Origin of the sequence: Arthrobacter sp. PGP41, from assembly GCF_002953935.1 — a bacterium.
GTDB lineage: Bacteria > Actinomycetota > Actinomycetes > Actinomycetales > Micrococcaceae > Arthrobacter.
Genome location: NZ_CP026514.1, coordinates 228,719 through 246,893 on the forward strand (window position 1 = coordinate 228,719; position 18,175 = coordinate 246,893).

An 18,175-nucleotide genomic window follows, 5' to 3' on the forward strand; every position below is an offset into this window, starting at 1 on the left:
GCGATGTCCAGAGTTTAAAACCGCCGCCTGGCGGGGTCAATACGCGCCCGTTACCCTCGCGTCAACGGAGCAACTCCACGTCCGAGACCAGCTCGATGTGGGCAAGCATGGCTTCGGCGGCTCCTTCGGCGTCCTGCGCGCTGACGGCATCGGCGATCTTGCGGTGGGAGGCGAGGGACTGCTCCGGCCGGCCCGGCTGGCCGAGGGATTCCATCCTGGTCTCCAGAATCATTTCGGCGATGAAGGCCATGAGCTGCGCCAGCACCGGGGAATGCGCTGCCGCCGTAATGGCCTCATGAAAGAGCTCATCGCCGCGGGTTCCGCGGTCGCCGTCGCTGATCTCCTTCGCCATGACCTCAAGGGCCTCGTCGATGGCAGCCAGGTCTTCATCTGTACGCCTGGCAGCGGCGAGGGCGGCAAGCTTCACTTCTAGGGTGCTGCGCGCCTCCACGATCTCCGGCAGCCTGCTGCGGTGCTCACGCAAGCCCTTGATCACCGAGGCAATGCTCGGCCGGCGGGCCAGGACGGCTCCGGTCCCGTGCTGCACGTCAATGACCCCGAGCACCTCGAGGGCCACGAGGGCCTGGGCGAGCGTGGCGCGGGAAACGCCAAGGCGCTCGGCAAGGTCACGTTCCGCGGGCAGCAGGTCCCCGGGCTTCAGTTGGGCAGATTCGATGTACGTCAGGATCTGCTCCACCAGCTGTTCATAAAGCCGGGGGCGTGTAACTCGCTCCAGTCCCAGCCGTGATGCCTTCTCCACAAAGCCCTCGCTACGTCGTCGGTTCCTCCAGAATACAGGGCCCGGCTATTGACAGATAGACTCACTGTCTAAGAGGCTAGTCCAGTGAGCCAGTAACTCACATCACACTTTTCATTCCAACGGAGGACCAACGATGTCCGCTCCTGTTCTGTCCATCATCATTCTTGCGGCGATGTTCCTGCTCGCCACCGTCCTGCCCCTGAACATGGGCGCCCTTGCGTTCGTGGGCGCCTTCCTGCTGGGTACCGTTGTGCTGGGAATGTCCACCACCGACATCCTGGCCAACTTCCCCGGCGGCCTGTTCCTGACCATCGTCGGCGTCACGTACCTCTTCGCCATCGCCCAGAACAACGGCACCATCGACCTCCTGGTGCGGGGCGCCGTGCGGCTGGTGGGTAACCGCGTAGCCCTGATTCCCTGGGTCATGTTCGCCATCACCGCCGTCATCACGGCCGTCGGCGCGCTGTCTCCGGCCGCCGTCGCAATCATCGCCCCGATCGCCCTCAGCTTCGCCGGGAAGTACAAGATCAATCCCCTGCTGATGGGCATGATGGTGATCCACGGAGCGCAGGCAGGCGGGTTCTCCCCCATCGCCGTGTATGGCGTCACGGTGAACGGCATCCTCGCCAAAACCGACCTGGACTTCAGCCCCACCGCTTTGTTCCTGTCCAGCCTCCTTTTCAACCTGGTCATCGCACTGGTGCTCTTTGTGGTCCTTGGCGGCCGCGCATTGCTGTCCTCCAAGGTGGGCCACTTCGTGGAGCAGGCTGCCGAAGCGCGGATGGCGGTCAGCGTCGGGGCCAAGGCCGGCGACGTCCCCTTCAAGGGCTTCGGCTCGGGCATGTACGGCCCCCGGGATCCGGCAGGCGACGGCGTGGCAGCCACCAAGGAGCGCTCAGAGCGCGTCCCGCAGCTGGTGACCATCGCCGGCCTCATTGCCCTGGCCGTCATCGCCCTCGGCTTCAAGATGGACGTCGGATTTGTCTCCATCACCATTGCCATCGTGGTGGCACTCGTCTCGCCCGCTGCCCAGAAGGGCGCCATCAACAAGATCAGCTGGTCCACCGTGCTGCTGATCTGCGGCATGCTGACGTTCGTCGGAGTGCTGGAGGAAGCCGGAACCATCGAGTTCGTCTCCAACGGCGTGGCCGGCCTGGGCATGCCGCTGCTGGCAGCCCTGCTCATTTGCTTCATCGGTGCCGTGGTCTCCGCCTTCGCTTCGTCCACTGCCATCCTCGCGGCCCTCATCCCGCTCGCGGTGCCGTTCCTGTCCACCGGCGAAATCGGAGCGGTCGGCGTGATCTGCGCCCTGGCGGTTGCCTCCACCATCGTGGACGTCTCACCCTTCTCCACCAACGGTGCGCTGGTCCTGGCCAATGCTCCGGAGAGCGTCGACAAGGACCGGTTCTACAAGCAGATCCTGGGCTACAGCGGCATCGTGATCGTCGCCGGGCCGGTCCTTGCCTGGCTCGCCCTGGTGGTCCCCGGATGGCTCTAGCCACGTAACCGCCGCACCTGCATTCCCGTAGCCATTCAGAAAAGGAACCAGCGCATGAGTAGAACCGACAGCACGCAAGGACCCTTGTCGGGCCACCTCGTGGTGGACCTGAGCCGGGCCCTGGCCGGACCGCATGCCGGCATGATGCTGGCCGACCTGGGCGCCCGCGTCATCAAAGTGGAGAACCCCGGCACCGGGGACGACACCCGCGGATGGGGCCCGCCTTTCGTGGGCCCCGCCGAGGACCCCCAATCCACCTACTTCATGTCCTGCAACCGCAACAAGGAATCCATCAGCCTGGACCTGAAGAGCGGAGATGGCCAGTCGGTGCTGAGGGGGCTACTGGAACGCGCCGACGTGGTGATCGAGAACTTCCGTCCCGGCGTGATGGACAGGTTGGGCTTCTCCACGGTTGCCATGCACGAACTCAACCCGCGCCTGGTGGTCCTCTCCATCACCGGCTTCGGCCATGACGGGCCGGAATCGCGGCGCAGCGGCTATGACCAGATCCTCCAGGGCGAAGCGGGGCTGATGTCCCTGACGGGCTCCGGACCGAACGATCCCCAGCGCGTCGGCGTCCCCATCGCGGACCTCCTCGCCGGCATGAACGGGGCATTCGGAGTGCTCGCTGCGCTGGTTGAGCGGGACGGGACCGGCCGCGGCCAGGTGGTGCGGACTTCGCTGCTGGCATCACTGATCGGGGTGCACGCCTTCCAAGGCACCCGCACCACCGTGGCAGGGGAAGTTCCGCAGGCGCAGGGCAACCACCATCCGTCCATCGCCCCCTACGGCCTCTTTGCCTGCGGGGACGGCATCGTGCAGATCAGCGTCGGCAGCGAAAAACTGTGGTCCTCATTTGCCGCGGCCTTCGGCCTGGATCCGGCGGCGCCCGGCTTTGCCAGCAACGCCGAAAGGGTGCGGAACCGCGCCGGCGTGATTGCCGCCGTCGAACGCGTCTTTGCCGGCTACGGGGCAGTGGAGCTTCTGCAGAAGCTGGACGACGCCGGGATCCCGGCAGGCAAGGTGCGCTCGCTTGACGAGGTGTACGCGTGGGAGCAGGTTGCGTCCCAGGGCCTGCTAGTGGACGTCGACCACCCGCTGCTCGGCAAGGTCAGCCTGCCCGGGCCGCCGCTGAGGTTCTTCGCCGCCGGTGACGCTGCGGAAACCACTGTCACCGAACACGACGCGCCGCCCTTGCTGGACGAGGACGGGCAGGCCATCCGCGAGTGGCTGGGCCTGGGTGCCGTAGCCGCCGGGGCGAAATAGCATGGCGACGACGGAAAAGGTGCGGCACCTACGCGCCGCCGAACTGCTGGACAACGTGGTGGACCGGGGCTCCTTCGTCTCCTGGGATACGCCGGTACAGGAGCCGCCGCTGACCGGGGAGTACTTCCGCGACCTCGCCAAAGCAAGGGAACGGAGCGGCACGGACGAGTCCGTGATCACGGGCGCCGGGCTCATCCGGGGGCGCCGGGTGGCGGTGATCGTCAGTGAGTTTTCCTTCCTGGCGGGATCGATCGGACACGCGGCGGCCCAGCGGATCGTGGGCGCCGTCGAGCGGGCCACGGCTGAGGGGCTGCCGCTGCTGGCCGGCCCTGCGTCCGGGGGCACCCGGATGCAGGAAGGGACGCTGGCCTTCCTGTCCATGGTGAAAATCACCGGGGCTGTGCGGGCGCACCGCCAGGCCGGCCTTCCCTACCTGGTCTACCTGCGGCACCCCACCACCGGCGGCGTCATGGCCTCGTGGGGATCCCTCGGTCACATCAACGTGGCAGAGCCCGGCGCCCTCCTGGGATTCCTCGGCCCCCGGGTTTACGAGGCCCTGCACGGCGAAGCCTTCCCGGAGAACGTGCAGACAGCGGAGAACCTGTTCAGCAAGGGACTGATCGACGGCGTGGTGGAGCCGGCCCACCTCGCCGACCTGGTGGCCAGGGCCTTGGACATTCTGTGCGCGAAGCGGGCAGGCGTTCCGGCGAAGCCCGCAACGATCGGTGTCCGGCCCGCTCCCGTGGACGCGTGGACATCGATCGGCATCTCCCGGCGTCCCCGGCGTCCTGACCTGCGGCAGCTCCTGAAATACGGGGCGGCGGACGCCTTGCCCCTGAACGGAACGGGCCAGGGGGAGAAGGACCCGGGGCTGCTGCTGGCCCTGGCCCGCTTCGGCGGCCAGTCCTGCATCGTCCTGGGCCACGCCCGGCCGCTCCGCAAGGACGCTGCCGGCATGGGGCCCGGATCCCTGCGGGAGGCGCGCCGCGGCATGAAGCTCGCCGAGGAGCTGCGTCTGCCGCTGCTCACGGTCATCGACACGGCGGGTGCGGCCCTCTCGCAGGATGCGGAGGAAGGCGGGCTGGCGGGTGAGATTGCGCGCTCGCTGCACGAACTGATTGGCCTGGCCGCTCCGTCGGTCTCCGTGCTGCTCGGCCAGGGCGCCGGGGGAGGGGCGCTGGCGCTGCTGCCGGCGGACCGGACCATTGCGGCGCATCACAGCTGGCTCTCGCCACTGCCTCCCGAGGGTGCCAGCGCCATCGTGCACCGCACAACTGCGCATGCCCCCGCGATGGCCCAGGCGCAGGGCGTGAACGTCGCATCGCTGTACGCCAACGGCCTGGTGGACCACATTGTAGATGAGCGGGACGACGCCTCCCTGGAGCCGCGCGAATTCTGCCAGCGCATGGCAAAGGCCATCGAGTATGAGCTGGGTTCACTCGCTGGCCTTCCCGTTCCAGATCTCGTTGCCGCGCGGTCCGCGAAGTACCGGAGCCTGGGCGCGGGGTGACCTGGCCCCTACGCGCGCTACCTGCGCTGTTGGACCCTGTCGCGGTGGGCGTTCCTGCGCAGCTGGAGGATGCGGGCGCCGCCCGCCATTGCAACGAGGACGCCGCCGGTCACGCTGGCGATGAACAGGGCCATGCCCAGGGGGACCATTCCTTCCAGCCCCAAGTAGCGGACCACCACCTGCTCCTGGTTCTGCAGGATGAAAATGATCAGCAGGATCAGGATCACCAGGGCTGCCACCACGGCAGCCCACACCACCCCTGCGCGCGTCACCCGGGGCTGATCCGGGGTCTGTGGTGTCGGGCCGGGGGTAGTTGTCGGACCGGGGGTGGCGGGCGAGTCGCTGGCCGGCCGCACATCCGGCACAGCCGAAGTACGGGTCCGGTCCGCCGGCGTCATACCTTTACTGCTCGGCTCCGGCGGCCCCTCATTCCCCGGCGTGTACTGTCCAGTACTCATTCGCGTCCCCTTCCAAAATGCTAAGCATGCTTACAATGCCACCTTAGCGGGCTGGCTTCGGCACGCACAACGCCAAGGCCGCTAAGTCCCGGCGCCCAGGCTCGCGCTCCGCCGTCGTCAGCTCACCTGAAGCCCGCGCACGGACACGGCGCCTGAAAGCCGCCTCCGGACAGAGCGGAAGGGCCTTCAGCGAAGACCCTTCCGTTGATTTTGCCAACGGACTTTGCGCGCCGGCGTCAGACCCTCTCCCTACGCCGTTGGGCAGAGGTGGTGCCGGGCTTTGGTGTCTTCCACCAGGCCGGGAAAGCCCAGAACGTGAAGTCCTGCGCCTTGACTGTCTTCTCCGGCATTTCTGCCGGGGTTTCCGGGGTGTCCTGCTTGGCTTCAGGCCGGCGGCGGGTTTCCTTCCTATCGCCCCACCCGAAGTCCTTGCTGGATGAATAGCACATCACAGACCTCCTCACAGTGACTGCCCTTTAATCGTCCTCCCGTTTCCGCGGAGAGTCGACACCTTTTGCGCAGAGCCCTCGTTGCGGCATCACGTGCGGTCGTGCCGGAAGGATGGTTATTCGCCCGTGATTACGTCCTCGGCTTCCTGCGGGCGGTGGAACTCGCACGGGCCATGGTGCCGGAAGGGAAGGAGGCAGGTCCGTCCAGTGGGCAGGTGGACCATGCCGCAGCGGCCCCTCTCGGCCAGGTCTTCCCTGATATTGGCGTTGTTCAGGTCCGGCCTGGCCGGGTTCGCTTCGTGGAGTGTTTCGTTGGCAGCGGCGCGGGAGTGTTCAGCATTCATGGTCGGCAACTCCTCGTTGAGTGATAGCCAGATAGGGGAAGCGAAAGCTGCGCGGACCCTGTCAGTCTGGCCCCACCCGGTTACGGGAGCATTAAGCGGGTGTTAGATCCTGGCCAACAAGCCCTCCAGAAGGCCCTTAGTATCCCAACTGATTGGCCACCTGCAGCAGGAGGGCCTCTGAACCAGCCGGCCCCACCAGTTGGATGCCCATCGGCAATCCCTGGCCGGGCGCTCCTCCGGTCCAGTGGACAGGAAGGGTGATGGCCGGCAGGCCACAGACATTGACCATCGAGGACCATGGCGCGTATTCGCACTGCTTGCGGTAGTCGCCGTCGGCGTCTCCCGGCCAGGGGGCTGCAGGCCACCGGTCGCCGCCGTGCATGCCGGTGAACCAGCCCACCGGACGCGGTGTCTGCGCGAGCGCCGGCGTCAGCATCAGGTCCCACCGCGCGTACTGCGCCACCGTATCGTGCTGGAACTGCCGCAGGAAGGCCAGGGACTCAGCGAGTTTCGCCGGGCTGCGCTGATGTGCCCGGCGCCGGAAGGTGCGGGTCAGGGGAGCCAGCAGCGCCTCACGGTGCGGGCTGATCCTGGCCGTCCCCACTGCCGCAGTCCATGCCGTGGTGAAGGCATCCGGGTAGCGGTTGTCATAGCGGATGGAAGCCTCACCGAGGGCATGCCCGGCATGTTCAAGCAGGCCGATGCCCGCATTGAGGGCATCCAGCGCTTCCTGCTCGGGGCTGAAAGGAAACGTCCCGGACCACGGGCTGTCCAGCGTAATCCCGATTCGGAGCTTCGGGGGTTCTTGCTTCACCGCGGTGAGGTAGCCGCCGTCATTGTCGGGAACAATCCCGGGCATGCCACGCCTGTGGGCAGCGGGCGTGGACATTGCGGAGGGGGGCCCAGCGGGCACCAGGGCGTCCATCATAAGCGCCGCATCGGCTGAGGTCCGTGCGATAGGTCCGGCCACCACCAGCCGGGCGGGATCCCCCAGGCTTTCCCCGGCCGGGACCAGGCCGCGGCCGGGCTTGAGGCCCACCAGCCCGCAGGCAGCAGCGGGAATCCGGACAGATCCGCCGCCGTCTGTCCCTGGAGCGAAAGGAAGCAGCCCGGCAGCCACAGCAGCAGCGCTTCCGCCGGAGGATCCCCCCGAGCTCCGGCTCAGGGCATGGGGATTGCGCGACGGCGGCGCGATCCGGTTTTCGCTGTAGGCAGTCAGCCCGAACTCGGGCACCTGGGTCTTGCCCAGCGAAACAGCCCCCGCTTTCCTGAGCAGGGCCACCAGTGGTGCGTCGCAAAGGGCCGGCTTGTGGTCCAGTGCCGCGCTGCCATGCGTGGTTGGCACGCCTTCCACGTCGGTCAGGTCCTTATAAGCCACAGGCATGCCGTGCAGCAGGGGCAACTCCCCGGCCGGAGTCCGGGCCCGCCGGGAGTCGGCGGAGTGCGCCCGCTCCATCGCCTGGTCCGCCGTCACCGTGATGAAAGCACCCAGCGGGACGTTCTGCCGGTCTATCCGCTGCAGGAAATGGGCTGCCACCTCCGCCGCTGACACCTTTCCCTGCCGCAGCTGGTTCCGGAGCGCCACCGCGGACAGTTCATGGAGTTCAGCCACGGGAGCTCGCGGCCACGGCACCACGGCCGCCGGCCCCGCGGCCACGGCCTCCGGCGGCGGCCAGGACATGGTGTTCAGGAAGCAATTTTCCTCCTTGCGTTCACACAAAAGGGTAACTCGGCTGCACGCAAGCCCTCCGGGAGGTAAAGCACTACGCTTAAAGCGACCCCCGATCCGCGAAGGCAGGAATCACCATGAGCGATTTCGATAACGTCCCCGTCAACGACATCCCCGATGACGCTGTCATCCTGGACGTCCGTGAGGATTACGAATGGGTGGCCGGCCATGCAGAGGGCGCCCTCCACATTCCCATGGACCAGCTTCCGGGGCGCCTGGAGGAACTCGATCCCGACGAGGACGTCTACGTCATCTGCCGCACCGGCGGCCGGTCCTATCGTGCGGCGCAATGGCTAACGGGACAGGGCTACACCGCCATCAACGTTTCCGGCGGCATGGACATGTGGCTGGAAGCTGGCAAGCCCCTCGTCTCGGACAACGGGCTGAAACCCATGGTGCTGTAGGCGAGGAACACTTATGTCCGCGTCCTCCGTGACCTATGCCTTCCTCGGGCCCGAGGGTACCTTCACCGAGGCTGCCCTCATGCAGGTGCCGGATGCCTCGCAGGCTACCCGCGTGCCGTCGTCGAACGTCAATGCTGCCCTGGACGCAGTGCGCGAAGGTTCGGCGCATGCCGCCATGGTGCCAATAGAGAACTCGGTGGAGGGCGGCGTTACCGCCACACTCGACGCAATCGCCGGCGGCAAGGAACTGCGGATAATCCGCGAGGTCCTGGTGCCCATCAGTTTCGTGCTGGCGGGCAGGCCCGGGGTCCGGCTGGATGACGTGCGCCGGGTGTCAACGCACGGCCATGCCTGGGCGCAGTGCCGGCTGTGGATGGACCAGAACATCCCGGCTGCGGAATACGTACCCGGCTCATCCACCGCTGCGTCGGCCATGGGGCTCCTTGATGAGGCCTGCCAATATGACGCTGCCATCTGTGCTCCGCTGGTAGCGCAGGAACAGCCCGGCCTGAGTGTCCTGGCGGAGGACATCGGTGACAATCCGGAAGCCGTGACGCGCTTTATCCTGGTCAGCCGCCCCGGCCCGCTGCCCTCGCGCACGGGAGCGGACAAGACCACAGTGGTGGTGCCGCTTCCGGAGGACCGCCCAGGAGCCCTGATGGAGATTCTGGACCAGTTTGCCAGCCGCGGCGTGAACCTCAGCCGCATCGAGTCCCGGCCTACAGGGCAGTATCTTGGGGACTACTTTTTCAGCATCGACGCCGACGGGCACGTTGGTGATGAGCGGGTGGCGGACGCCCTGGCGGGGCTCCACCGCATCAGCCCCGCCACGCGCTTCCTCGGGTCATATCCCCGCGCGGACATGCAACGCACCGTGGTGGAGCCGCACACCGCTGACCAGGCGTTTCGCGCAGCGCGGGCGTGGGTGGAAGACATTCTCCGGCCTGCATAGCAGGGCGCCGAAAACGGTTACGCCGCTTCGCCCAAAGCGTACGCAAATGCCCCCTGAAGTACTTTCGCGCGCTGTGGACAATGCGTATGCTTGCTTGATCCACATGGGGGAGGGCCCCTAGCGAAGGGATCGCGTCATGACTACCAGCAGCACCGAAAACGATGGCCAGGGGATGATCGTCAACCCCCGGCCCACTGCCGACAACCAGGACTGGGACGGCGACGAGGCCGATCGTGCCGACCGCCTCCGCTTTGAAGAAGAGCAAGCCATGATCCGCGAGCAGTCCGAGGCCCACGCCGCCGCAAAAGCTGCCGAGGAGAACAAGCGCAGCCGCAACTGACCGCTAAGCCTCCCCTTTGACCCTGACCAAAAGAGACCGCGGCTCAACCTGGACGGTGAGCCTGGTGGCCTCGCCGGCGGTGTCGCCGTCCAGCTGGATGGGCATCGGTTCCGGACACTTTATGACCACTTTCCTGGAGCGGTAAACGGTCATGTCGGGCAGCTTCCCGCTGTGCTTGAACATGATCTTGACGTACATCAGCAGCCATCCGAAGGCGCTGCGGGGGCTCATCACGACGACGTCCAGCATGCCGTCGTCGATCATGGCCTGGGGTATGAAGTCGATGCCGCCGGGGATCAGGCCGCAGTTGGCGAACAGCACGCTGCGGATGTTACGGACCTGCCCCGGGCTGCCGTCCAAGGAAATCGAAACCTTCTTCCGGCGTCCCGGCAGGTGCCGCATGCCGGCCTCGGTATAAGCGAGCCAGCCGACTGCCTTTTTCAGGCCGGCATTGGTATCGGCCAGGATCTCGGCATCCATGCCGATGCCCGCGATCACCAGGAACGAATGTGCGGATGATTCCTCGGTGAGTGAGTTTTCAATATCCATCCGCGCGGTGTCGATGTACCGTTGCCGTCCGAAAAGCGCAGTATTGACGCTGGCATGAAGGTCATTGACGTCCAAGTCAACGTTCCGGGCAAGCAGGTTGCCGGTACCCAGCGGGATGAGGCCCATGGCCACATCGGTGCGTACGAGGGACTCAGCCACCACACGTACCGTACCGTCGCCGCCGCCCACCAGGACGACGTCGGGCCTATACGCCAGGGCCGCCCGCACCTGCGAATAGCCGGGATCCTCCGCCGTCGTCTCGAAAAAGACGGGGTTCTCCCAGCCTGCCGCGAGGCAGCCGCGCTGGATGGTGGCCCTGGCTTCTTCCGAGCGTGCCTTGATGGGGTTGAGGATGACAGCCACGCGCTGCCGGGCCAGTCCGGGTTCGTGCGCGTCGGTACCCACGGTACTGCGGATATGCAGGGCCTTGAGCTTGCGCACGCCCCACCAGCTTGAGATGGCAAAGGCGAGGGCCACCCCAATCAGCAGGTACAGGATCCAGTCGCTCATGGTGGTTCAACAGTAGCCCGGCGAAGCCTTCCGGTCCGGCACGCCCGCTGCCGCCCGCCGTCTTCCGCGGGATTGGATACCCTTGTGTGGTGATCGACGTAAAAGACCTCAGCGAAAACCCGGATAAATACCGTGCCAGCCAGCGTGCCCGCCGTGCGGATGAATCCGTGGTGGACGCGATCATCTCCGCGGACGCCGCCCGCCGCGCGGCGCTGATCCGCTTCGAGAACCTCCGTGCCGAGCAGAACGCTTTCGGCAAGAAGGTGGCACAGGCCAAGGGCGACGAAAAGAAGGCGCTGCTGGCCGAGGTCAAAGAGCTGGCCAACTCGGTCAAGGCCGCCTCCGCCGAGGCCGATGCCGCCCAGACGAAGCAGGAAGAACTGCTGCGCACCATCCCAAACCTGGTTGAGGACGGCGTTCCCGAGGGCGGCGAGGACGACTACGCGGTGCTCAAGACCGTCGGCACGCCGCGCGAATTCCCGGACTTCGAGCCGAAGGACCACCTGGAAATCGGCGAGCTGATCGGCGCGATCGACATGGAGCGCGGCGCCAAGGTTTCCGGCGCGCGCTTCTACTTCCTCCGCGGCGTGGGCGCCCGGCTGGAGATGGCTCTGCTGCAGATGGCCATGGACCAGGCCATCGAGGCCGGTTTCGTCCCCATGATCACGCCCACTTTGGTGCGCCCGGAGACCATGCAGGGCACCGGCTTTGACGTAAAGCACGACGCCGAGATCTATCGTCTCGCCGAAGACGACCTTTACCTGGTGGGCACCTCCGAGGTTGCCCTGGCCGGGTACCACGCGGACGAGATCCTGGACTTTGCCGCCGGCCCCATCCGCTACGCCGGCCAGAGCTCCTGCTACCGCCGCGAAGCAGGTTCGCACGGCAAGGACACCCGCGGCATCATCCGCGTTCACCAGTTCAACAAGGTGGAGATGTTCATCTACACCACTGTTGAAGATGCCGCCGCCGAGCACCAGCGGCTGTTGGCATGGGAAGAGGAGATGCTGGCCAAGTGCGAGCTGCCGTACCGGGTGATTGATACCGCGGCCGGCGACCTCGGCATGTCCGCGGCCCGGAAGTTCGACTGCGAAGCGTGGGTTCCCACCCAGGGCGCGTACCGCGAGCTGACCTCGACGTCCAACTGCACCACCTTCCAAGCCCGCCGGCTGAACATCCGCGAACGCGCGGTGAACGCCGAGGGCGTAGCGAAGGGCACCCGGGCCGTGGCCACCCTGAACGGGACGCTGGCCACCACCCGCTGGATCGTGGCGCTGCTGGAGCACCACCAGAACGCCGACGGCTCGGTCAACGTGCCCAAGGCCCTGCAGAAGTACCTGGGCGGCCTTGAGGTCCTCCCGGTCCTCTAGCTTCGCCTGCTTCCCGGGGCATCGCACCCTCTGACGGACTTTGCACCAGGGCATTCCCGGGTGCAAAGTCCGTCAGAGGGTTCTTTTTGCCCTGGTGCCGCTGTTAGGCAGCCCCGCATTCCGCAGCACAGCGCCCAGCCTGGCTGCATCCGAAGCAGTCGCCCAGTCCCAGCGCACCACACTGAATCCGGCCGCACGGAGTTTGTCTTCGCGCTTCTTTTCGGCCAGGACGGCTTGGCGGGACGTCTGGTCGCCCAAGTACTCATCGCGCAGGTACTTCGCGTCGCCGTCGAACTCGCCAATAAGTTTGAACTGCGGCCAGAAGAAGTCGGTCCGGGCAATGAAGTGGCCTCCCGCGCGGAAGTTTGCCTGCAACAGGGGCGCGGGGAAACCCAGGAGGTGCATCTGTGCCCGGCTGAGTGATTCGCCTGCTGATCCGGAGTTGGCAACGGCGAAATTGAGCACCTGGGTGACCCATCGCCGGCGTGCGCCCGACTCCAGGCGCGCGGCGTGCCCCAGCAACTCGTCCTTGCTCACCCGGGGGCCTGAAGTACGACGCATGCCGATAGCATGATCGGCCAGCACTGTTCCGGCCGCAAAGTTCTCTCTTGCGATGACCGCCACCACCGTCTCGGGCAATGGCGTTATCTGTAGCCCTCCGAACGCGATGGTTGGTCCCCGGGAAGCATGCCGGGCGACACCATAGGAGGTGAGTCCCTCAAGTCCGCACAATCCGGATGGCATTCGAGCAGCGGACGTAGTGGGGAGGCTCCGGCCCCTATGGCCCCGTGATGCACCTGCAAGGTGGACATGGTTGGGGACAGCGAGCATCTCCAGGTTCCACAGGACAGCAGCTGTGTTGAGGCAGAACTTTGACGAAGGCAGTTCAAGGTTCACGGCAAGGATTGTCTGCCGGTACCTTTCCCATGGTGGCAGTGAGATCCACTCGTCCTTTGCCGCGTACACTCCCTTGCGGACACGGACCAGTTCGCCGCGGGCATACCGCCTGCGGAGCGAGCGCGAGTCTCCGGTACTGCGGTGCAATGCGGCGGCATCAATCAGCTGCATGCCTCCATGGTCGCCGCACCACCGAGGGAAGGGCAGTACGGTTCCGCCCCATGTGGACAACGGCGGCACCCGAGCTGCACCGGGAAACGGTCCCTGCACCGGGGCGTGCGCGGGTGCTTTGTCCGTGGGAGGGTGCACACCTCAGAACACGGAGGTTAACACTCACACCGGGGACAACCTGTGGGTATTAACCAACTGTTCAATAACTCTGTGGCGCGAGTCCTAGCGGCGTTTGGGGGCGTCTGGTTCACTATTGGAATGACAACGCTGACTGAAACCTCAGTCGCCGGCAACGATGACCGGCGAGATAACGACAACAACAACGGCCGCAAGCTCATGGTCGCCCTGGACGTGGACGGCACGCTGGTGGACCACGACGGCCACATGTCCCCGGGTGTGCGTGAATCGGCGCAGGCCGTAGTGGCAGCCGGACACGAGGTAATGATCGCCACGGGACGTTCGCTCAACGCCACCCTGCCCATTATCGAGAAAATCGGGATTGAGCGCGGCTATGCCGTCTGCTGCAACGGCGGCGTGACGCTACGGCTCCATCCAGCACTGGACAGCGGCTACGAGGTCATCCATAAGGCCACGTTCGACCCCGCACCCGCACTCCGGGCACTCCGCGAGCGGCTTCCCTCTGCCAAGTACGCGCTGGAAGATGCGGACGGCAACTTCCTGTCCACCGAGCGCTTCCAGGACCCGAGTTTCGGCGTCGAGGCCATCGGCGTGGATTTCCACACCATGCTTGAAGCCACGGCAGTGCGCGTGGTGGTCTTCAGCACCGAAAACACGCCGGAAGAGTTCAATGAGGCCATTGAGCACGTGGGCCTCGCCGGCGTCACCTACTCCGTGGGCTGGACCGCATGGCTGGACATCGCCGCCGCCGGCGTGACCAAAGCCAGCGCGCTGGAAAACCTCCGCGGCAGGCTCGGCATCGAACGTCACCTCACGGTAGCCATCGGCGACGGCCGTAACGACATCGAGATGCTCACCTGGGCAGGACGCGGGGTGGCCATGGGCCAGGCGCCGGCGGAAGTCATCGCCGTCGCCGACGAGGTCACCCACTCAGTGTTCGACGACGGCGCGGCCCACGTGCTGCGCAGCCTGCTCTGACGCAGTACAAGGCAGAATGGAAAGCATGACCCTCACGACCTTCGCCCTCATCCGCCATGGCCAGACCGACTGGAATGCGCAGCGCCGGCTGCAGGGCGCCACGGACATTCCGCTGAACGACGTCGGCCGGGCCCAGGCGCGTGACGCCGTTGGGGTTTTGTCCGCGTACGAATGGGACGCCATTGTGTCCTCGCCACTGAGCCGCGCTGCCGAAACCGCAGATGTGATAGCCCACGGACTCGGGCTGGGCGAGGTCCGCCGCCTGCCGGAGCTCACGGAGCGGAGCTTCGGACCGGCGGAGGGAATGCAGGCGGGCCCGGAACTGGACGCACTCCGCATCCCCGGCGGTTTCCGTGGCGCCGAAAGCGAGGACGAGGCAGCTGACCGTGGACTGGCCGCCCTGGAGGCTCTCGCGGAGGAGTACCGCGGCCGCCGCCTCCTCGTCGTCGCGCACGGCACGCTGCTCCGGGTGAGCCTCAGCCGGGCCGTCGGGACCGCTTTGGCCAGCATCGACAACGCTGTGCTGAACCTGGCGCACCACCATGCAATCGACGGCTGGCAGCTCGAGTACTTCAACGGCGAGCCGGTGATGGCGGCAGCCCAGGCCTGAGCGGGGCCGCAGCCCCTACCGGACTTCGAGGATCAACCCCAGCAGCCGGGCCGCCGCAGGCCGGGCCGCGTGCTCCTCGTTCCACTGCGCCCGGGCCACCGCCTTGCTGACCGCCTGCGTGGTGATTCCGAGTTCCTGGGCCACAGCCTTTTGCTGGCCCCGCACGCCGGGCGTCAGCAGGTCGAGCACCCGCCACTCGGCGCCGGAGCGGTCGCGCACGATATGCCCCAGCAGGCGCAGCACCGCCTCGGCGTCGTGGGCCACGTCAGCCAAGGGTCCCTCCACTGCAACCGGAACCCGGTCCTTGCTGCTCCGCAGCCGGTCCACGGCGCGCCGTGCATACACGAGTCCGTGGCCGGAAGCGTCCTTGATCTGGTTGGGCAGCGGTTCGTTGACGGGCCCGACGCCGATCCCCACGTACCAGGAGCCGTCCCGGAGTGCGATCAGGGCCGCCTCCACTGCCTGGTGCGGGCAGTCCACAATGCCCTGGACCTCGTCCTCGACGGACCGGTCGAAATCAAGGCGTGCGGGAATATGCCGCAGGTCCTTGAGCAGCTGCGGTACCCGGTCGCCATCGCGCCGGCTATCGGTCTGGTTGATTGTCAGCGTGAACATCTGAATCCAAAGACTACCCGCAGGTAGCCGCGGCAAGGCAAGCGGGGTTGCCTCCGGCCGGCCCATCTGGTGCGATGGGGGAACGGCCGCACCTGACGGATCGAAAGGGTGGGCGAACGCGACGTGAGGATGGTTATGGCCGGCAGCATGGGGCAGGACGAGCTTGAACTTGTGGACCGCTGGTGGCGCGCCGCGAACTACCTGTCGGTGGGACAGATCTACCTCCGCTCCAACCCGCTGCTGCGCGAAGAGCTGAAGGCCGAACACACCAAATCCCGGCTCCTGGGCCACTGGGGAACCACCCCCGGGCTGAACTTCATCTACGCCCACCTGAACCGCATCATCCGCCGCGACTGGGCCGAGATGCTCTTTGTGGCAGGTCCCGGCCATGGCGGCCCCGCCGTCGTCGCCAATGCCTGGCTGGAAGGCACCTACTCCGAGGTCCACGGCCACGTGGGCAACGACGGCGACGGGATGGCCGAGCTGTTCCGCCAATTCTCGTACCCCGGCGGCATCCCCAGCCACGCGGCGCCGGAAAGCCCCGGATCCATCAGCGAGGGCGGCGAACTCGGGTATTCCCTCGCCCACGCGTACGGCTCGGTCCTGGACAATCCCCAGTTGGTCACCGCCGTCGTGATTGGCGACGGCGAAGCGGAGACCGGCCCCCTGGCCGCCAGCTGGCACTCGCACAACTTCCTGGACCCGGCCACTGACGGCGCGGTGCTGCCCATCCTGCACCTGAACGGGTACAAGATCGCCAACCCCACCATCCTGGCTCGGATGCCCGAAGAGCAGCTGGAGCAGTTGCTGCGCGGTTACGGGCATGAGCCCTACTTCGTGACCGTGAAAGACCCGGAGAACACGGAGCAGGCGCACCGCGACTTCGCGGATGCACTGGAACGCTGCATGGCCGGGATCCGCGCCATCCAGGACAGCCGGCGTGGGCCCCAGGCGGACGCGGATACAACTGGCGGGGCGCAGACTGGGGCGGCCCGCTGGCCCATGATCGTGCTGCGCTCGCCGAAAGGCTGGACCGGGCCCCGCGTGGTGGACGGGCTGCAGGTTGAGGGGACGTGGCGCAGCCACCAGGTTCCGCTCTCCGAAGTCCGCACCAACGGAGAGCACCTGAAGCAGCTGGAAGAGTGGCTGCAGTCCTACCGCCCGGCGGAACTGTTCGACGGCGACGGCAGGCTCCGGCCCGAGGTCGCCGAGGCCGCGCCCACGGGCGCATTCCGGATGAGTGCAACGCCGCACGCCAATGGCGGACTACTGCGGAAGGCGCTAAGGCTGCCTGCCTACCGGGACTACGCCGTCGAGGTCCCGAAGCCGGGGACCGAGCGGGTCAGCCCGATGATCACGCTGGGCTCGTGGATGCGGGATGTCATCTCGCAGAATATGGAAACGTTCCGGCTCTTTGGCCCGGACGAGACCGCCTCCAACCGGCTGCAGGACGTCTACGAGGTCACGGACAAGGTATGGCAGTACAGGATTGACGACGCCGACGAGCACCTTGCGCGGTCCGGCAGGGTGATGGAGGTGCTCAGCGAACACCTGTGCCAGGGCTGGCTGGAAGGGTACCTCCTGACCGGACGCCACGGCGTCTTCAGCTGCTATGAGGCCTTCATCCACATCGTCGACTCCATGTTCAACCAGCATGCCAAATGGCTGAAGGTGCACCGGCAGCTGCCGTGGCGCCAGCCGGTGGCATCGCTGAACTACCTGCTGTCCTCACACGTGTGGCAGCAGGACCACAACGGCTTCTCGCACCAGGACCCGGGCTTTATTGACCACGCCGTGAACAAGAAGGCGGAGGTCATCCGGGTGTACCTCCCGGCGGACGCCAACACACTGCTGTGCGTGATGGGCCACTGCCTGGCCTCCACCGATTACGTGAATATTGTGGTCAGCGGAAAGCAGCCCTCGCCCACCTGGCTGGGCCCGGCCGATGCCGCCAACCACTGCCGCCGGGGGCTGGGGATCTGGGAGTTCGCGGGTTCCGAGGTTCCCGGCGAGCAGCCCGACGTCGTCATGGCCTGCGCGGGTGACGTGCCCACGGTGGAGACTGTGGCGGCAGCCGAACTGCTCCGGGAAGGCGCGCCGGGCCTGAAGATCCGGGTGGTCAACGTGGTGGACCTGATGCGGCTGCAGGACGTGAGCGAGCACCCGCACGGGCTTCCGGCAAGGGATTTCGACGGGATTTTCACGGCGGACAAGCCCATCATCTTCGCCTACCACGGCTACCCGGCGCTGATCCACCGGCTTGCCTACCGCCGCTCCAACCAGGATGGGCTGCACGTGCGCGGCTACAAGGAAGAGGGGACCACCACTACGCCGTTCGACATGGCCATGCTGAATGGGATCGACCGCTTCCAACTGGCCATCGACGCGATCGACCGAGTGCCCGGGCTGGCCGAGAGGCACTCACTCCTCCGGCAGCACCTCCAGGACCGGCGGATGAGGGCCAGGGAACACACCCGGCTGCACGGGGAGGACCCGGAGGAGATCCGCAACTGGACCCTTGGCGGCGCGGATCCCGCCAGCTGACGAGTTCCGCCAGCCCGCAAGAGGGCAGGTGGATCCACCCCTCGTCGCGGGCGGCTGCGGCGTGCGCGCCGTCAGGGAACGCG

18 protein-coding genes are annotated in these 18,175 nt (G+C 66.5%); 10 read left to right on the forward strand and 8 right to left on the reverse strand.

Features of this window, described 5'->3' with window-relative positions; all coding sequences use genetic code 11:
* Positions 1 to 61 precede the first annotated feature (61 nt).
* The gene (locus C3B78_RS01045) at positions 62 to 760 is read right to left on the reverse strand and encodes a FadR/GntR family transcriptional regulator (RefSeq protein ID WP_104996423.1); all 699 of its coding nucleotides are present in this window, start codon (positions 758 to 760) and stop codon (positions 62 to 64) included.
* Between the two features lie 133 nt (positions 761 to 893).
* Here C3B78_RS01045 and C3B78_RS01050 point away from each other — a divergent pair, with 133 nt between their 5' ends.
* The 3 genes from C3B78_RS01050 to C3B78_RS01060 are packed head-to-tail and all read left to right on the forward strand — an operon-like array spanning position 894 to position 5,034.
* Positions 894 to 2,258, forward strand: a complete 1,365-nt coding sequence (locus C3B78_RS01050; protein ID WP_104996424.1) for an SLC13 family permease — start codon at positions 894 to 896, stop codon at positions 2,256 to 2,258.
* A gap of 54 nt (positions 2,259 to 2,312) precedes the next feature.
* A complete protein-coding gene (locus C3B78_RS01055) occupies positions 2,313 to 3,524 on the forward strand; it encodes a CaiB/BaiF CoA transferase family protein (protein ID WP_104996425.1) in 1,212 nt (403 codons plus the stop codon).
* 1 nt (position 3,525) lies between these two features.
* The gene (locus C3B78_RS01060; protein WP_104996426.1) at positions 3,526 to 5,034 is read left to right on the forward strand and encodes a carboxyl transferase domain-containing protein; all 1,509 of its coding nucleotides are present in this window, start codon (positions 3,526 to 3,528) and stop codon (positions 5,032 to 5,034) included.
* Positions 5,035 to 5,051: 17 nt separating this feature from the next.
* Here the strand turns inward: C3B78_RS01060 and C3B78_RS01065 are convergent, their stop codons facing one another.
* From C3B78_RS01065 to C3B78_RS01080, 4 genes are all read right to left on the reverse strand, one after another.
* Complete coding sequence (locus C3B78_RS01065) at positions 5,052 to 5,492, reverse strand: LapA family protein (RefSeq protein ID WP_104996427.1); 441 nt, start codon at positions 5,490 to 5,492, stop codon at positions 5,052 to 5,054.
* A 236-nt stretch (positions 5,493 to 5,728) separates the two neighbouring features.
* Positions 5,729 to 5,941 (reverse strand): hypothetical protein, encoded by a 213-nt coding sequence (locus C3B78_RS01070; protein ID WP_104996428.1) that lies wholly within the window; start codon positions 5,939 to 5,941, stop codon positions 5,729 to 5,731.
* A 116-nt stretch (positions 5,942 to 6,057) separates the two neighbouring features.
* Positions 6,058 to 6,285, reverse strand: a complete 228-nt coding sequence (locus C3B78_RS01075) for a hypothetical protein (protein WP_104996429.1) — start codon at positions 6,283 to 6,285, stop codon at positions 6,058 to 6,060.
* A 136-nt stretch (positions 6,286 to 6,421) separates the two neighbouring features.
* Positions 6,422 to 7,897: an amidase gene (locus tag C3B78_RS01080; RefSeq protein WP_104999564.1), complete on the reverse strand. Its 1,476-nt coding sequence runs from the start codon at positions 7,895 to 7,897 to the stop codon at positions 6,422 to 6,424.
* A 194-nt stretch (positions 7,898 to 8,091) separates the two neighbouring features.
* On the opposite strand from C3B78_RS01080, the gene C3B78_RS01085 reads away from it, so the two are divergent.
* From C3B78_RS01085 to C3B78_RS01095, 3 genes are all read left to right on the forward strand, one after another.
* Positions 8,092 to 8,418: a rhodanese-like domain-containing protein gene (locus tag C3B78_RS01085; RefSeq protein ID WP_104996430.1), complete on the forward strand. Its 327-nt coding sequence runs from the start codon at positions 8,092 to 8,094 to the stop codon at positions 8,416 to 8,418.
* 13 nt (positions 8,419 to 8,431) lie between these two features.
* Positions 8,432 to 9,370 carry a prephenate dehydratase gene (pheA, locus tag C3B78_RS01090; RefSeq protein ID WP_104996431.1) on the forward strand — a complete coding sequence of 313 codons (939 nt, stop codon included), beginning with the start codon at positions 8,432 to 8,434 and terminating at the stop codon, positions 9,368 to 9,370.
* A 136-nt stretch (positions 9,371 to 9,506) separates the two neighbouring features.
* The gene (locus C3B78_RS01095) at positions 9,507 to 9,710 is read left to right on the forward strand and encodes a hypothetical protein (RefSeq protein ID WP_104996432.1); all 204 of its coding nucleotides are present in this window, start codon (positions 9,507 to 9,509) and stop codon (positions 9,708 to 9,710) included.
* A 3-nt stretch (positions 9,711 to 9,713) separates the two neighbouring features.
* On the opposite strand, the gene C3B78_RS01100 is transcribed toward C3B78_RS01095, so the two are convergent.
* Positions 9,714 to 10,769, reverse strand: coding sequence for a diacylglycerol/lipid kinase family protein (locus C3B78_RS01100; RefSeq protein WP_104996433.1), 1,056 nt, complete (start codon positions 10,767 to 10,769; stop codon positions 9,714 to 9,716).
* 89 nt (positions 10,770 to 10,858) lie between these two features.
* Here C3B78_RS01100 and serS point away from each other — a divergent pair, with 89 nt between their 5' ends.
* Positions 10,859 to 12,139: a serine--tRNA ligase gene (serS, locus tag C3B78_RS01105; RefSeq protein ID WP_104999565.1), complete on the forward strand. Its 1,281-nt coding sequence runs from the start codon at positions 10,859 to 10,861 to the stop codon at positions 12,137 to 12,139.
* Positions 12,140 to 12,211: 72 nt separating this feature from the next.
* Here serS and C3B78_RS01110 read toward each other — a convergent pair whose 3' ends face one another.
* A complete protein-coding gene (locus tag C3B78_RS01110) occupies positions 12,212 to 13,207 on the reverse strand; it encodes a hypothetical protein (RefSeq protein WP_104996434.1) in 996 nt (331 codons plus the stop codon).
* A gap of 258 nt (positions 13,208 to 13,465) precedes the next feature.
* On the opposite strand from C3B78_RS01110, the gene C3B78_RS01115 reads away from it, so the two are divergent.
* Together C3B78_RS01115 and C3B78_RS01120 are read left to right on the forward strand one after the other, a co-directional pair.
* Entirely contained in the window at positions 13,466 to 14,323 is an 858-nt protein-coding gene (locus tag C3B78_RS01115; protein ID WP_104996435.1) for an HAD family hydrolase, read from the forward strand.
* 25 nt (positions 14,324 to 14,348) lie between these two features.
* Positions 14,349 to 14,933: a histidine phosphatase family protein gene (locus tag C3B78_RS01120; protein WP_104999566.1), complete on the forward strand. Its 585-nt coding sequence runs from the start codon at positions 14,349 to 14,351 to the stop codon at positions 14,931 to 14,933.
* Between the two features lie 15 nt (positions 14,934 to 14,948).
* Here the strand turns inward: C3B78_RS01120 and C3B78_RS01125 are convergent, their stop codons facing one another.
* Positions 14,949 to 15,548, reverse strand: coding sequence for a hypothetical protein (locus C3B78_RS01125; protein ID WP_104996436.1), 600 nt, complete (start codon positions 15,546 to 15,548; stop codon positions 14,949 to 14,951).
* 135 nt (positions 15,549 to 15,683) lie between these two features.
* On the opposite strand from C3B78_RS01125, the gene C3B78_RS01130 reads away from it, so the two are divergent.
* A complete protein-coding gene (locus C3B78_RS01130) occupies positions 15,684 to 18,092 on the forward strand; it encodes a phosphoketolase family protein (RefSeq protein WP_104996437.1) in 2,409 nt (802 codons plus the stop codon).
* The last annotated feature ends 83 nt before the right edge of the window (positions 18,093 to 18,175 follow it).